The following is a 15,255-nucleotide window of genomic DNA, read 5'->3' as shown; positions in this document are numbered from 1 at the left end:
TCACCACTTCGTTGGGTCGAGCTTGCTCGCGGCCTTGGAGAACTCACCGCCGAGATTCTTGAAGAGCTTGTTGATCTCGTCCGTGGCGTAGCCGGCGCCCTTGAGCGCGCTCGAGAGTGCGTCGGCGCCCAGGTTGTATCCACTCTTGAGATAGTTGCCGACCTCGTTCACTCCGTACCCAGCGGCCTTGAGTGCCTTGCTGGTGGCGTCGGCCGAGCTGTTCCAGCCCGCCTTCAGGGCATTGCCGACCTGGTCCGCGGCATAACCCACGCCCTTGAGCAGCTTCGCGGCCTCCTCCGCACTGGTGCCGTAGGCCGACTTGAGCGCGTTGCCCACCTGGTCCGCCGCGTAGCCGGCGTTCTTGAGCAGTCTGGCCGCCTCGTTCGCGCTGGTTCCGTACGCGGACTTGAGGGCGCCCCCCACCTGGTCCACGGCGTAGCCCGCCCCCTTGAGCAGCTTCGCGGCCTCTTCCGCGCTGGTGCCATACGCGGACTTGAGTGCGTTGCCGACCTGGTCCGCTGCGTACCCGGCGCCATTGAGTAGCTTCGCTGCCGCCTCTGCGCTGGTGCCATACGCGGACTTGAGCGCATTGCCGACCTGATCCGCGGCGTAACCCGCCCCCTTGAGCAGCCTTGCGGCCTCTTCCGCGCTGGTGCCGTAGGCCGACTTGAGCGCATTGCCCACCTGGTCCGCCGCGTAGCCCGCGCCCCTGAGCAACTTCGAGGCTTCCTCCGCGCTGGTGCCGTAGGCCGACTTGAGCGCACTGCCCACCTGGTCCACCGCATAGTCGGCGCTCTTCAAGGCGGCAGCGGCCTCCTGCGCGGTCGCCTTGTATCCCCTGCTCAAGGCCGCGCCGACCTGGTCGGCGGCGTAGTTGGCCCCCTTCATCAACTTCGCCGCGTTCTCCTTGGAGACCTTGTAGGCGGAGTTCAGAGCCTTCCCGATGGCCTCACCGGAGTCCTTCGCGAACTCGATGGCGCCACTGCCCACGTTCTTGAGCCACGTCACCGCGTCCGAGAAGAGGTGCTCGAGGTACTTCTCCGGCGCGTCGATGATCCGCTGCTTGACCCAGTTGATGAGCTGCTCGAAGTCCGCTGGCGGGATGTCGATTCCCAGGCGCAGCTCAAATCCCTTGCCGTTGATCTTGAACTTCGCGGTGAGGTCTCCGGAGAAACCCTTCCGCGAGATGACGACGGACACATCCAACAGCAGGTCGATGGAGAGACTGACGTTGGTCGCGACCTTCACCCCGCCGATGCGGACGGCGCCGAAGTCCAGCCGGGGGGACGCCTTGAATCCGACGGAGCCCTTGAAGATCGGATCGCTCTTGTCCCACGAGACGTCGAGCAACATGTACGACCCGAGCCAGCGCCCCTCCAGCCGGAGCTGGTCGTTGGACAGGAACACGCGGGACTGCGAGAGGAGGAAGCCGAAGAGCTCGTTGCGCGTCTCGCCCTGCACGTAGAAGCGCTGCCTGCTCACCATCCCTTCGACGTTGCCCGTCACCTTGAGGGGCCAGTCCTTGGGGAAGAGGTCGAGCTGCCCGCTGAACCAGAACTGGTCATCGACAAGCTTCAGGTCGCCGCGCATGGCCTGTCGGCCCGCAACCGTGAGCTGCGTGTGACCCTGAAGCTGGATGGCTGCCCGGCCCTGCGTCGCGGGAGAGGCCGCGAGCGCCCACTGGCCGCCATTCACCACGCCAAGGAGCTTGTTCGGCCCGAGGTCGACGAGCTGCGTGCCGGCGGTGTGGTCCATGTTGTACCAGGCCACCAGACCGGCCTCCTTCCCCGTCACGGGAAGGTTCATGCCGTCCGAGATCTGCGCGGGCGTCCGGGCCACGGACCAGTACCGCAGGTCGTCGATGCCGCCGCGGAACCAGGCCTGCGCGCTGGCGTCCCCGCTGCGGCCCACGTTGACCGAGGCGGCCTCGGAGACGAGCTTGCCCGGCATCTTCTCCTGGGCGCCGAGGGCTCCGTTGACGAAGACGGCGCACGTCGTCCCGTCATTCGTGATGGCGAGGTGATTCCACTCTCCGAACCGCAGCGCATTCACCGGAGTGTTGAGGACGCAGGCCCGCTCCTCCGTGGCCGTGACGAGCGCCGTATAGCGATGGGAGACGATGCCGTTGTTGCTCACATAGAGCTTGGGGGCCTTCCCGCTGCCGCCCCAGACGCACTGCCACGAGCCCGCCGGGTCCTTGTCGGGACGGACCCACGCCTCGATGGTGTACTGGCCCGTCTTGAACTTGTCCGTGGATGCAATGAGCGCGGAGTCACTCTTCCCGTTGAGAACGAGGCCGTCGTGACGCAGCTTCGCGGGCTCCGCGGCCGCCTGCATCTCGATGCGGCCCGGGTTCCGCGCGCAGGCATCGACGAGGGTGTTGCCGGTCGCCTCGGAGAAGCGCCACAGGCTGACGAGGCCCTGCTCCGTCGCGCCGAGCCGCCGGCGCATGTTCCCCGTGAGTTCCTCGGGAGACCGGATGCGAGACCAGAGTCGGACCTCGGAGATCTCGCCCGCGAAGTACTGGTTGCTCGTCGCGTCCGGGTTGCGGCCGAACGACACCCGCTCGTTGTCGATGACGAGGGCGCCCGTGACAGGTCCCTCGGCCTGCTTCACGCCATTGACGTAGGTGCGCGCCGTCTTGCCGTCGTTGGTGATGGCCACGTGGTTCCACTGGTTCCACACGACGACACCAGGAGGCGTGTTGGGAGCACCATCGTTCGTGCCGGCGGCGGAGTGGAACCGGTGATGAACGAAGCCCTGCTGGTGGAGGTAGATGGCGTAGTTGCGGCCCTTCTTCCCGAAAAGGCCCGTCCACTCCTGCGTGGCCTGCTTCGGCTTGAACCAGACCTCGGCCGTGTACGTGCCAAGGCGGAGACTCGCCGAGTCCTGCGCCTCGACGTAGTCGTCCTTCCCGTCGAACACGAGGCCACGCAGCGACAGCAGGTCACACGGGATGAAGCGGGCGTTGGTGATGGTGCCGTGGTTCCTGCCGCAGAGGTCGATGGCCCGTGAGCCTGTGTCCGTGTCGAAGCGGTACAGGGACACGAGGTCCTGGGTGCCGGCGTCCAGGCGCTCGGACATGCTGCCCGCGAGCTCCGCGGCACTCCGGGCGCGCTTCCAGATGCGAATCTCCGCGAGGTCTCCCTTCCAGGGGAGCCCCTGGTTCGACACCTTGCTGACCCAGACGGTGTCCTTGAACATGACGAGCGCCCCGTTCACCGGCCCGCTCGCGAGCTCCTTGCCGTCGACATAGGTCTTCGCGGTGACACCGTCGTTCGTAATCGCCACGTGCTGCCACTGGCCCCAGGTGACGGTGCCGTTGGCCGTGTTCGGCGCGCCCGAGTTGCCACCACCCGCGTCCGTGAACCGGTGGTGGTAGAAGCTGGAGTTTGCGTTGAGGGCCAGGAAGCTGTTCCGCCAGAGCCCGCCCTTCCGCGTGTCGACCCCGAAGACGTCGGCCCACTCCGAGGACTGGTCCTTCGCCGACCGCATCCACAGCTCGACGGTGTACTCGGGCAGGACGAGGGTGTCGGACGCGGGAATCTCGATGCGGGTGTCCTTCCCGTTGAAGGACAGGGCCTGGGGTGCCGGGGTTGCCTGCTGGGGGGGCGTGGCTGCCTGCAGCACAGGAGCGGCCGGGACATCCGTGGCCAGCGGCGCGTTCACCATGACCGCGCCGGAGAGCTCCAGCTCGGTGACGCCAATCTTCCCGTCGACCTTGAACCCCGTGTTGAAGCCCATGGAGCCGGACGCGGCGAGTCCGAAGGCCGCCTCCATGCGGATGAACTCGAGGTCCGCCTGCCCGCGCACGAACGCGACGAGCCCCTCCTCGTTGCCCGTCTGCCCCTGGCCCGAGGTGCTCGACACCGAGGGCAGGACGGTCATGAAGTCGTCGCGGTCGCTCTCGCTGAGCTTCAGCCGCTGAAAGCCGCCCTTGCGGAACTCGGCCGGCGTGGTGAGCAGCCAGTCCGCGTCGAACTTCATGAAGGCGAAGCGGTACTCCGCGCTGCCGACGCGGTTCTCGATGGGAATCGAGCCGATGCAGTCGTTGATGGAGAACGTCTTCCCGAAGTTCATCAGCGACGCGATGTACTTCCACGCGCCGACGGTGACCGTCTTGCCCTTCGTCCCGAGCAGGCCGTTGCCGAGGTACTCGGGCGCCTGGAGGAACTCGTCGTGGAACTTGAACGCGAGGTCCACGCCTCCCGGCGCCGTGTTCGGATCCAACAGCGCCTTGCGGTCGTTGAAGAACTGATTGAAGGCCTGGAACACGGCCATGGCCGCGGCCCCGTCGAGCTTCGGCTTCGAGAAGCCGACGTGCGCCTGGAGGCCCAGGCCTTCGATGCCCAGGTACTGGAACCCGAGCTCGTCGTAGAAGACCGGGAGCGGAACGGGCAGGCCCTGCGAGACGGGGATGATGCAGAACACGTCGTCCAGGATGATGCGCCGCTGGAGCTGGTCCGACGTGGGCAGCGGGAAGCTGTCGCTGCGGGGCAGCATCAGCGAGACGGCGAGCGACGGGAGGTCGAACTGGTCGATGAGCGCGTCGACCTCGCCGTAGAACAGCGAGCCGGACAGGAGCGTGCCCACGGAGAACTTCCGCACCTCGATGCCGACGAGCCCGGGCATGGGCACGTAGCTCTGCACCACGGACGGGAAGAGGACGCGCACCGGCGTCTTCGGCGCCAGCAGCCCGAGGCTGATGCGGCCCGCCGGTGAGAAGCCGAACTTGAACTCGATCTGCTCCGGCACTTCGAGCTGGAGGTACTGCTTGAACCCGTCCGGGAAGCGGTTGAGCACCTTGCCGGCCTGCTTCAGCGCGGAGACGACCTCGTTGGGGACGCCGCCGGCCTTCTTCAGGAAGGTGACGAGCTCGTCGATCTTCAGGTCGTTGTTCTTGTCGACCAGGTCGAGCGCCTCGATGGGAATCGCGTCCGGGAAGATGTCCGCCATTCCCTTCGCCCCGCAGGCCTCCAGGAAGAGCTTGAGTGGCGCGAGGGGCAGCGCGAGCGGCCGCGTCACCTTCACCCCGCCGCCGGCCTCGAAGTACTGCGTGATGCCGTCGTAGACGAACGTCGGCATCTTGAAGCTGATGGCGCCGTACTTCCCGAAGTCGACGTCGTACCAGGCCTCGTTGTTGACGACGACGGCGTTGGCTCCGGTGAATGGTGAGCTGAGCACCTGCATGGCAACGCCGGTTCCCGAGATGGTGAACCGGGTGCGAGCCAGGGTGAGCGGATTGCCCGGCTGGTAGACGCGGAACAGCTGCGCGCCGAGGTACGTGTTGAGCTCCGCCGGAAGCCCGAGCCCGGCCTCCAGCACCAGCCCGAGCTGCGGCTTGATGGAGATGCCCAGCTCGGTGAGCTGGATGACCACCTTGCCGAGGTCCTTGCCGTTGGCCCTGGGCAGCGCGAAGTCGATGGGGCCGGAGACATTCACCGCCGAGAGGCTGGCCGCCGTCTTGCCGGCGACGAGCTTCGCGGTGACCTTGGTGGGGAGCACCTGGGCGAGACCGCTGGAGATACCAGTGAAGCCCAGGGTGGTCGTCCCCGTGAAGCTCCACCCCGCGCTCGCGGACTCCTTGACGACGCCCACCTCGAACAGCTCACCGCGGAAGCCGAGTCCCTCCCCTGTCGGGAAGTCGAGCTGGAACGCCGTCGAGCCCGGGTTCGGCCTGAAGACGAGCGCCTTCCTGCCCTCGGCGGTGTTGCTGATGCTCAGGTAGCCGCCGAGCTTGAAGAGGGAATCCATCTCCAACGTCGAGGCCAGGCGGAGGTCGAAGTACGTCGTCTTCTTGCCGCCGTCGAGGCTTCGGCGGTCGAGCAGGAGGTCGAACTGCTTGAACGAGTAGGACCCCACGCCCTTCAGGTCGATGAGCGTCAGCTCCGGCGACGCCATCGCGCGGAGCTTCATCTTCTGGATGCCCTGGGTGGACTCGTAGCCCGCCTGGAGGTCGAGCACCGTGTCGAAGAGGTTCGCGCTCACGCCGCCGGAGAGCTGCCAGCTCGTGCCCGTCTGGTAGCTGAACAGGAGGTTGAACCTCCCGAGCGACAGTCCCTCGGCGACGGGCACCGGCCCCTCGCCCTGGAGGCTCAGGTTCGCGCGGAACGCGGAGACCGTGGCGCCCGGACTGCCGGAGACCTCGCGCGTCAGGGAGAACTCCACGGCGGTCCGGAGAGAGCCCTTTTCGGTGAGCTGGTCCCAATCCACCACCGCGTTGCCGAGCACCGAGAACGCGCGCGTCTTCGTGTCGACGCGGAAGCTGAGCGTCTCGAAGACGATGTCGGGCACCTCCTCTGGGAGCGACTCGCCGCCCGAGACGAGGGACCAGAACTTCTTGAGCTCGAAGCCCTGGAGGGAGCCGGAAAGGATGAGGCCCTGGCGGACCTCTCCGCTCAGGATGACGGTGGTCTCCGCCATCCGCAGTCGCGCCGAGACCACGGCATTGGCGCCGCCCCGGGCCTTGTCATGGTCGACGACGAGGTTGAAGCCGGCCACCTCGAAGGCCGTGGCACCGACGGGAATGGAGAGAAGGTCCTGGAGCGTCGCGCTCAGGTACACCTTCTTCTCCCTGGGCGAGGCCTGGAGCAGGAGCTGCTGGATGGTGAGAGGCGGCAGCTCCGTCTCGCCCGGCAGGAAGGACTCGATGACGTCGCCGAGCGGGAGCGTCTCCCCGACGGGCAGGCCCGCGCCGAAGCGCCAGGTGGGGTACTCCGCGAAGGCCGCCAAGCTGAACTTCTTGAAGGCCAGCAGGCCCGTGAGCGTGGGAATGATGGTCCGGGCGCGGCTGAAGGGCTCGGAGATGGTGAAGGTGAGCCCCACCTCCTTCAACGTCATGACGTCCGGAAGAATCTCCCAATCCACCCGGGCGCCGACTCCCAGGACGAGCCTGGAAATGGCATAGGTGACGTAGTCGAAGGACACGCCGAGCTCGGTGATGGAGAGCCCCGCGTCCGTGGGGAACTCCTCGGGCAGCGTCTGCTCGAAGCCGTCGACACCGACCGTTTGGGAGAGGCTCGCGAAGCCCGAGATGCCGAAGTCCGTGAACCGTCCTTGGATGTCGACGGTCGTCGGGGTGTCGAGGACATCGTATGCGCCAACGAGCTGGACGGGGCGCCCCCCGAGCTCCGCGTCGATGAGAACGTAGACGCCCGGGTCCTGCGTGGCACTGACCACATAGTCACGATGGTGCGCGTCGAAACCAGACTTCAGGAAGAGCCGAGCCTGCTTGACGGAGAGAGGCCCCAGGCTGTCGAAGCCGAGCGCCAGCGGCGCGGAGAGCCGGACCCCGAGGAACTCCATGGGGTCGGCTTCCGGTCGGAACTCATTGAGAGGGCCCGTGAGCTGGACGGGCCCATCCTTCTTCAGGAGGAACTTCGCGGGGAAGAGCAGGCCCATGAAGTAGAGCTCTCCCGCGAAGTTGAGTCCCGGCACGAGCGGGTTGGAGCTCTTCTCGTCAACGTAGGCGCGGCTCGAGAAGAGCAGATGGCCGGTCCCCAGGCTGAGCCGGTTCAGGAAATGGGGCTCTGTGATCTTGTCCCCGCTGAGCGCATCCACTCGCGCAGTCACCTGGTCCGGCAGCAAGGGGAGGACGCTGGAGAAGGAGAAGCCGCCGGGGAGCAGGACGTCCAGCGTGACGAAGAGCTCTCCCCCGAGCTCGCGGGCCAGGAACGTCACCTGGGCATCCGTCATGCCAAGGAGGGACGCCGTGCCGACGAGCTCGAGATGGTCCTCGGAGCGGGACGTCTGCGCGGTGACGACGTTGAGCGTGAGCGATTCCGTACCGAGCACGGACAGGAACATGGCCGACAGCTCGGCCGAGCCCGTGAAGCCCTGGTCGATGGTGATGGGGGCGCGAGGCCCCATCGGACCGATGGCGTCAAACTGCTGGAGGAGGTAGGCGAAGGACATGACGTTCCTACGAGGAAGGGGCGGACGGGGTCGAAGCGCGGGGGCTCCGGCTAGAGAAGGACGACCGCTCCTTCGTAGGGGTCACTCGCCTGGTATTGGAGGGTGATGACGTCGAGGTTCGGAGGCGTGCGCTCCTGGAGCCACTCGTTGAAAACCCTCTCGAACTTCGCGGTGGCCTCGCTGTCGAGTCGCTCGCACTCCCGGCGGCACGCCTTCCGCTGGTCTTCGATGAGCTCGTTGATCTCCGGCTCGAATTGCAGATTCCCTGGATGCTCCTTGTACTTCTGGAGCTCTGCGATCTTCTTCTGGGTCAAGGCCTCCACGTCGTCCTTCTTCAACTGGTACTCCGCGAGGGTCTGACTCTTGATGTCCATCCGCTTCTGCGTCTTGTCGACGTCCTCTTCCACGACGCGGACCGAGCCCGCGGGAGCAATAGGGAACGGAGCGACGACCATGGACGTCAGGTAGGTGCCCTTGAGCCCCTCGATGGTGCTCTCCTGGATGGTATTGGTGGACCCATCGAGCTCGAGAATGCCGTGCCTGCCGTTACGGAGTGTCCCTGTGGACAGCGCGACATGCTCGTTGACCCCGAACATCAGGATGCGCCCCTTGGGGATGACCCTGTCCTTCGCAATCCTGATGATCTTGCTCTTCTCATCCACTGGCGGCGAAATCCGCTTGTCTTTGCGAGCCATGCCGCAACTTCCGTCTGAAGCCCAGAAGAAGTAGTCCATGTTCTTGAGCATGCTCGCGGCCAGGTTGTTGGGATTGCTCAGTCCCACCATGTCGGCATTGCTGGCCTCGTCCTGCCGGATGCACCAGGTGATGTAGCTCTTGTGGACGAGCTCCGTCTTCACGAGCGCATAGATGACGGCCTCCCAGCAGTTCATCACGAGGGGGTCCTCTTTCCGCGTCCCCTGGAGCCACTGGAACAACTGGCGATTCCTGGCCTTGTACTTGAGATACGACGCGTTCCCCCAGCGGATGAGGCGCTCCTCGTCGTAGATTCTTTCCTCGAGCTCGGTCGAGAACGCCTTGTCGACCTTCTTGGACTTGTCGCGCTTGGCCTTGTCGATCTCCTTCTTGTATCGCTTGTCTGCCTTCGCGAATCGGTCGGCGTGCACGGTCGCCAGTTCCCGCATCGTGTTCACGGCCTGGTAGCCGACCTCACGGACGAGAATCTCCTTCTTCACGTCCGACCAGGTGTTGAAGACGAGGTGCTCATTGAGCATGTCGGTGACGATGTTGGTGAAGTCGACGACATCGGAGCCCACCAAGAACAACCGGTTCTTGATCTCCTCCTCGAACCTGGCCGGTTTGCCGATCTCGATGCCGCTGACGGTCACCTGGCGTTGAACGACGGGCCACCGCGTCATCGCGACACGCGGCGTTCCGCGCATGGAGAGGCGCTCGCCCCGCCGCACCAGTTTGCGTGCCACGCATCCCATCGTGTCGGCCTCGCGCTCGAGGGACTCCTCGTCATTCAGCGCCAGCGCTCCGAACGGGTGTGCATCGAAGCCCGTGGTCCTGGTCGCGCGCACCCTCCCCTGCTTCTGCTGGACCACGTGCCACGCCTCGTGCTCGAGCGCGTCCTCGGCCCCGGATGACAGGTGGATGTCGCTTCCAAGGACGAAGGCCCGCGCACCGAGGCGCGCCGGCCAGGGTGAGTCCGCGTGCACGCGCACGTCGCTCAGGTCGTAGCCTGAGAGCTGTTCGAGGACTCGCTGGAGTCGCTCCGGCAGTGGCTCGCCGCTGCTCCGCGTCGTGACGATTTCCATGATTGCTGTCGCCCCCGGGATACGCGTCAACCCGCGAGCGTCGACTGTAGCAACCGCGAGGCGGTGGTCGCGAATCACCGAAGTCGAGAGCGGGCGTGCTCCGGAAACGCGCTGCGGCAGGCAGCGTGTATCAACGACCTACGGACGGACCTGGGTGGTTTTGGCCCCGCGCCACTCCACCCCGTGTGAGCCAGGGCCATGCCGCAGAGTCCCAGCGCCCGTCCGCCCCGCTCTGTCATCCGGCAGATCCGACCGGGTTCGTGGAAGAAACCCGTGTATATCCATGGGGCTTCGCCAAGAGGGAGAGCACGGCATGACGACTGGCCTGACACTCAAGCAGCGCGCCCTTATCGGGGTGCTGGGCTTCTTCAACATGTTCCTGATCCCCATCAGCAACAGGGTGGGCATGGCGTACCAGGCACTGTTGGTGCTCCGGATGCGCCACATCCTGATCAAGCCACGGCCCGGGGACATCTATGTGGCCTCCGCGCCCAAGACGGGCACGACGTGGATGCAGCAGATCGTCTACCAGGTCCTCACGGGCGGCCGGGGCGAGTTCGAGCACATCTACCAGGTGGCCCCCGATCTGGATGGCCTCGCGTTCAAGATGTTCGCCAAGGAGGTGATGGACGCAATGCCCTCCCCCCGCATCATGAAGACGCACCTGTACTACGGGATGGTGGCTCCCCCCCCGGACAGTCGCGTCATCTACGTCACCCGCAACGCGGCGGATGCGATGGTGTCGCTCCACCACCACGTCGGCCTGGTGAATGGCTTCTGGAAACCCCTCGACGCCGGCTTCATCCGCCACTCCAGCATGGTGAACCATTGGCTGACGCACCTGGAGTCCTGGTGGCCACACCGCGCGGATCCCAACGTCCTCCACATCCGCTACGAGGACATGAGCGCGGACCTGGAGGGCAACATCCGGAAGGTGGCGCGCTTCCTGGGCGTCACCCTCGAGGAGGACCGCATGGGCGACATCCTGGAGAAGTGCAGCTTCGCCTACATGAAGAAGCACCATGAGCGCTTCGACGCGCGGACGCGCCTCTTCCATTCGGGCGCCGCCACCAAGATGGGCTTCATCCGCAAGGGCGTGGTGGGTGACAGCCGCACGGCGCTGACACCCGAGGTCCAGACCGCGCTGGGCGAACGGATGGGGCGGATTCGGAAGAAGCTGGGCATGGGTGAAACGGAGGTGTGAGGCGCCGCCTCTCACAGGCCCATGTCGTAGCCCTGGGGACGGAGCGTCAGCACGCCCCGGGAGAACAGCCCCTGGAGCAGGTCCGTGCTGGCCTCATCGAGGCCGCGCAGCACCTCGCCCATGGGCTGGCCCAGCGCCTCGCGCATCATCCCCACCTCGCGCGGCTCCAGGGTCAGCCGCTCGAAGTCGCTGACGACGCGGCCCGTCTCCTCTTCGACCTGCCGCACGATGGGGCTGCGCAGGACCCGCAGCGACTCGAAGGGCTCCGCCACCGGTAGCGGCGCCTCCAGGCGTGCCAGGCAGGCCCGCCAGGTCCGGGAGAAGTCCTCGCGGCTCCAGTGGCGAAGGATGTACTCGCGGCCGCGCGCGCAGTCGCGGGTGACGCCCTCGGGCGAGCGGACGCCTTCGATGATGGCCCTGGCCACCTCCTGGAAGGCGGAGGGGTCACCGAAGGCCATGTCCACGCTCTCGATGACGCGGACGCCGTGCCCCGGTGGCATGTTGAACCGGTTGTTGCCGATACCGTTCGTGTAGACGGGGCAGCCGTAGAACACGGACTCCAGCGGATAGAACCCGAAGGGCTCCGGGTAGACGTTGTACGAGAGGCCGAACTTCGCGAGCTTGAAGAACTGGAAGAGCGCCGGCTGGCTGAGGAAGCGCACGGGGATGAGCAGGTCGCCCACCGTCATGCCCAGCGCGTCCAGCAGGGAGCGCGGCCCGGTCATGTCCATCGGGAAGCCATGGCCGAAGGAGTAGTCGATGAGCGCGAAGTCCTCCGCGTCGACGACCAGGCGGTATCTGGGTCCGCCGGCCTCACGCGACTGCAGGTTGAGGTGGACGAGGATGTTGAGGACGGCGTACCAGTCCGGCTTGCGCGGCTGGAGCGCGTGACCGAGGACATCCCCCGCCTCCGCGGAGCGGACGATCTGCTCTGGCAGTTCCGAGCCCAGCATTCGGTCGTCCCCCTTGATGTCGGCGACACAGGGCAGCCCGGCCGCGAAGTCGCTGACCTTGTAGAAGCCCTGGGGGTCCAGGCACTTGCGCTGGCGCACGTCGGGCATCGTCAGCAGTGAGACCAGCGCCTCACGCATGTAGCGCGAGTAGGCGCAGTATTGATTCACGGCGGGGTTGTCCAGCCAGAGGTTCTGTCCGCCGATGAGCCCGTGAAACACCACCATCGACTGTTTCGCGACCGCGGGGCCCGGCGGGCGGATCCACAGTCCCTGGTCGCAGTACACAGCGAGGTCCGCCGGAGGGCGTCCCTGGAGTTGAACCGCGCGGGCCGCGGTGGCGACTGGCATGAGCATGTCGGCGCGGCCCAGCCGGTGTTTGTAGAAGGGGGTGACCTCCGCGCCGAGCTGCTTCAGCTCCTCCTGGATGAGCCCATTGATAACGCCAGAGGCCGTGCGGAAGGGCTCTGACTCCACGAACATGTTGACCCGCTGCAACTTCATCGAGTGCTCCTCAGGCGTCAGGTGGGAAAGGCACGGTCCCGGCGGTGCGCCGGGGTCAGAGGAATTCGCGGCGTCCTACAGGGGCAGCTCGGCGTCCGCGGTGATGTGCTCGAGCAGCCGCACCCAGTCGCCGAGCAGCGTCGCGGCGGACTCGGGGCGGAAGAGCTCGGTCTTGTACTCCAGCGTCGCGACCAGCCCGGCGGGGCCATCCGAGACACCCAGCTTCACGTCGTAGAGCGTCCGTCCCCGCGTCTGCATGAGGGGCCGCACGTCCAGGCCGGCAACTCCCGTGGGACGCCCCTCCTGGTCGGAGAAGGTGAAGCCGATGCGGCACAGCTCCGGCAGCAGCCGGACCAGCTCCGCGTGGGGCAGCCCCTGGTGGGCGAAGGCCTCCAGGTACCGGGCGCGCACCTGGCCGAGCACGTCGCGGAAGGTGCCGCTGTCCTGAAGATCGGTGCGGATGACGAGATAGCCGGCGAACATGCCGATGAGGCGATCCAGCTCCGGGCGCTGGCGCTGCGCGTGCGCGAAACCGACGCGCACGTCCTTCTGGCCGGAGCGGCGCGCCAGCAGCACCTGGAAGGCCGCGAGCAGGAGCATGAACAGCGTGACGCCCTCGCGCCGGCACAGCGCACGAAGCCGCTGGGTCAGCTCGGGAGGAAGGACGAGGTCCAGGCCCTCACCGCGGAAGCTCTCCCGCGCGGGGCGCGGAAAGTCCGTGGGGAGCTGCACGTCCTCCGTGGACCCGGCCAGCGTGCGGGCCCAGTATTCGCGCAGCCGCTCCAGTGCTCCGTCCTTCAGCCAGGCGTGCTGCCAGCGCGTGAAGTCCTGATACTGCAGGGGCAGCTCCGGCAACGGTGACGGCTGGCCCTCGCGGAAGGCCGCGTAGAGCACCGCCAGCTCGGTGGCGAAGACAGAGAACGAGACGAAGTCCGTGATGGCGTGGTGCATGTTGACCAGCAGCACATGCACCGCGGGTGACAGGCGGTAGAGCTGGCATCGCAGCAGCAGCCCGTGCGCCAGATCGAAGGGGCGGCCCATCTCCTCCCGCGCGCGCCGCAGGGCTTCTGCCTCGTTGCCTTCCGCTGACGACCCGCCGAGCTCCACCACCTCCATCGCCAGGGGCGCGGGGGACAGGATGCGCTGCACCGGCCCACCGTTCACGACCGGGAAGCAGGTGCGCAGGCTCTCGTGGCGACGGACGATCTCCTCGATGCCACGCCGCAAGGACTCCACGTCGAGCGCACCGCTCAGGCGCAGCAGCACCGGCGAGGAGTTCACGGGATTGTCCGCACCACCCTGCTCGGGAGACCAGTAGACCTCCTGGCAGAAGGACAGCGGTAGCTCTTCGACGGGAGGGGTGCGGACGACAGGCGGAAGGGACTGCGCCTGCACGAGCTCGGACGCGGACAGCTTCTCCGCGAGCGCCGCGACCGTAGGGCATTCGAAGATCGTCGCCAGCGCGAGCTCCCGTCCCAGGAGCGCGCCAATCCGGGACATGAACTGCGTGGCGATGAGGGAGTGGCCGCCGAGGTCGAAGAAGTTGTCGTGGACTCCGACGCGCTCCACCTGCAGCAGGCCCGCCCAGAGGTCCGCGACTATCTGCTCCATGGGCGTGCGCGGGGCGACGTAGGCGCTGGCGCTTCCGGCTCGCTCCGACTCCGCCGGCTCCGGCAACTTCTTGCGGTCCACCTTCCCGCTGGTGGACAGGGGCAACGCCTCCAGCACCACGTACGTGGCCGGCACCATGTACTCGGGCAGTCGCCCTCGCAGCCACTCGCGCACCCGGCCCGCCTCCACCTCCCCGGCCACGTACGCCACCAGCCGCTTGTCCCCCTCCACCTCCCTCACCACCACCGCCGCTTCCCTCACCCCGGGGCACTCGCTCAGCACCCCTTCCACCTCGCCCACCTCCAGCCTCATCCCTCGCAGCTTCCACTGCCCGTCACGCCGGCCCACGTACTCCAACTCGCCCAGGGGCCCCCACCTCACCACGTCTCCCGTGCGGTACAGCCGCGCTCCCTCCTCCGTGCCAAACGCGTCCGGCACGAAGCGCTCCGCCGTCAACTCCGGCCGGCCCAGGTAGCCTCGCGCCACGCCTGAGCCTCCCACGTACAGCTCTCCCGCCACTCCCACGGGTACCGGCCTCAGGCTCTCGTCCAGCACGTACACCCGCGCTCCCGGCAGCGGCTCTCCAATGCTCACCCGCTCCGCGCTGACTTCCCCCCGCGTCAGCGTCGCGCACACCGTCACTTCCGTCGGCCCGTACGCGTTGATGAGTCTGCGCCCCTCTCCCCACCTCCTCACCACTTCCGGCGGGCACGCCTCTCCCGCGGAAATCAGCGTCCTCACCCCCTCCAGCCCTCCCGCCTTCACCTGCCTCAGCACCGACGGCGTCAGCGTCACCACCGTCACTCCCAGCCTCTTCACCGTCTCTTCCAGCGGCCCTCCTGGCAGCAACTCTTCCTTCGGCGCCACGCACAGGCACGCCCCCGCAGCCAGCGTCGAGAAGACTTCCGCCACCGACGCGTCGAAGCTCTGCGACGCGAATTGCAGCACCCGGCTTTCAGGCCCCACCCCATGCCCCAGCGCCACCGCGCTCGCCATGTTCGCCAGGCCCCCGTGCCTCACCATCACCCCCTTGGGCCGGCCCGTGCTTCCCGACGTGAAGACGACGTACGCCAGGCTCTGCCCGTCCCCCTTCCACCCCGGCCGCGTCGTGGGCTGCCCCGCCACCTGCGCCCACTCCGTGTCCAGGCACACCAACACCTCGCCACGCCAGGCCAGCTCATCCGCCAGCTTCTGCTGCGTCAGCACCACGCTGATGCCCGCCTCCTCCAGCATCCACCCCACCCGCTGCGCCGGCAGGCTCGGGTCGATGGGCACGTACGCCCCCCCGGCCTTG

The 15,255-nt window shown here is 67.0% G+C and carries 5 protein-coding genes (1 of these 5 cut by a window edge); 1 reads left to right on the top strand and 4 read right to left on the bottom strand.

Annotated elements, in window-relative coordinates; genetic code table 11:
* Both OV427_RS45085 and OV427_RS45080 read right to left on the bottom strand, forming a co-directional pair.
* On the bottom strand, nt 1–7,914 hold the full coding sequence (locus OV427_RS45085; protein WP_267862423.1) for a LamG-like jellyroll fold domain-containing protein: 7,914 nt from the start codon (nt 7,912–7,914) through the stop codon (nt 1–3).
* 50 nt (nt 7,915–7,964) lie between these two features.
* Nucleotides 7,965–9,692 carry a DUF4157 domain-containing protein gene (locus OV427_RS45080; RefSeq protein WP_267862422.1) on the bottom strand — a complete coding sequence of 576 codons (1,728 nt, stop codon included), beginning with the start codon at nt 9,690–9,692 and terminating at the stop codon, nt 7,965–7,967.
* Between the two features lie 313 nt (nt 9,693–10,005).
* On the opposite strand from OV427_RS45080, the gene OV427_RS45075 reads away from it, so the two are divergent.
* Nucleotides 10,006–10,896 carry a sulfotransferase domain-containing protein gene (locus OV427_RS45075; RefSeq protein ID WP_267862421.1) on the top strand — a complete coding sequence of 297 codons (891 nt, stop codon included), beginning with the start codon at nt 10,006–10,008 and terminating at the stop codon, nt 10,894–10,896.
* Between the two features lie 11 nt (nt 10,897–10,907).
* On the opposite strand, the gene OV427_RS45070 is transcribed toward OV427_RS45075, so the two are convergent.
* Both OV427_RS45070 and OV427_RS45065 read right to left on the bottom strand, forming a co-directional pair.
* On the bottom strand, nt 10,908–12,350 hold the full coding sequence (locus tag OV427_RS45070) for a glycosyltransferase (RefSeq protein WP_267862420.1): 1,443 nt from the start codon (nt 12,348–12,350) through the stop codon (nt 10,908–10,910).
* Between the two features lie 75 nt (nt 12,351–12,425).
* On the bottom strand, nt 12,426–15,255 hold the 3' portion of the coding sequence (locus tag OV427_RS45065; RefSeq protein ID WP_267862419.1) for an amino acid adenylation domain-containing protein. The gene runs 4,880 nt beyond the window's last position; only the last 2,830 of its 7,710 coding nucleotides appear in the window; the start codon falls outside the window, past its right edge; it ends in the stop codon at nt 12,426–12,428.

Origin of the sequence: Pyxidicoccus sp. MSG2 (assembly GCF_026626705.1) — a bacterium.
Taxonomy (GTDB): domain Bacteria; phylum Myxococcota; class Myxococcia; order Myxococcales; family Myxococcaceae; genus Myxococcus.
The sequence above is the reverse complement of the archived record's forward strand: the minus strand, read 5'-3'. Positions and strand labels throughout refer to the sequence as shown.

Bases quoted from the DNA above. Each gene is read 5' to 3' on its own strand.
- OV427_RS45085 (WP_267862423.1), bottom strand. From the start codon at position 7,914: ATGTCCTTCGCCTACCTCCTCCAGCAGTTTGACGCCATCGGTCCGATG.
- OV427_RS45080 (WP_267862422.1), bottom strand. From the start codon at position 9,692: ATGGAAATCGTCACGACGCGGAGCAGCGGCGAGCCACTGCCGGAGCGA.
- OV427_RS45070 (WP_267862420.1), bottom strand. From the start codon at position 12,350: ATGAAGTTGCAGCGGGTCAACATGTTCGTGGAGTCAGAGCCCTTCCGC.
- OV427_RS45075 (WP_267862421.1), top strand. From the start codon at position 10,006: ATGACGACTGGCCTGACACTCAAGCAGCGCGCCCTTATCGGGGTGCTG.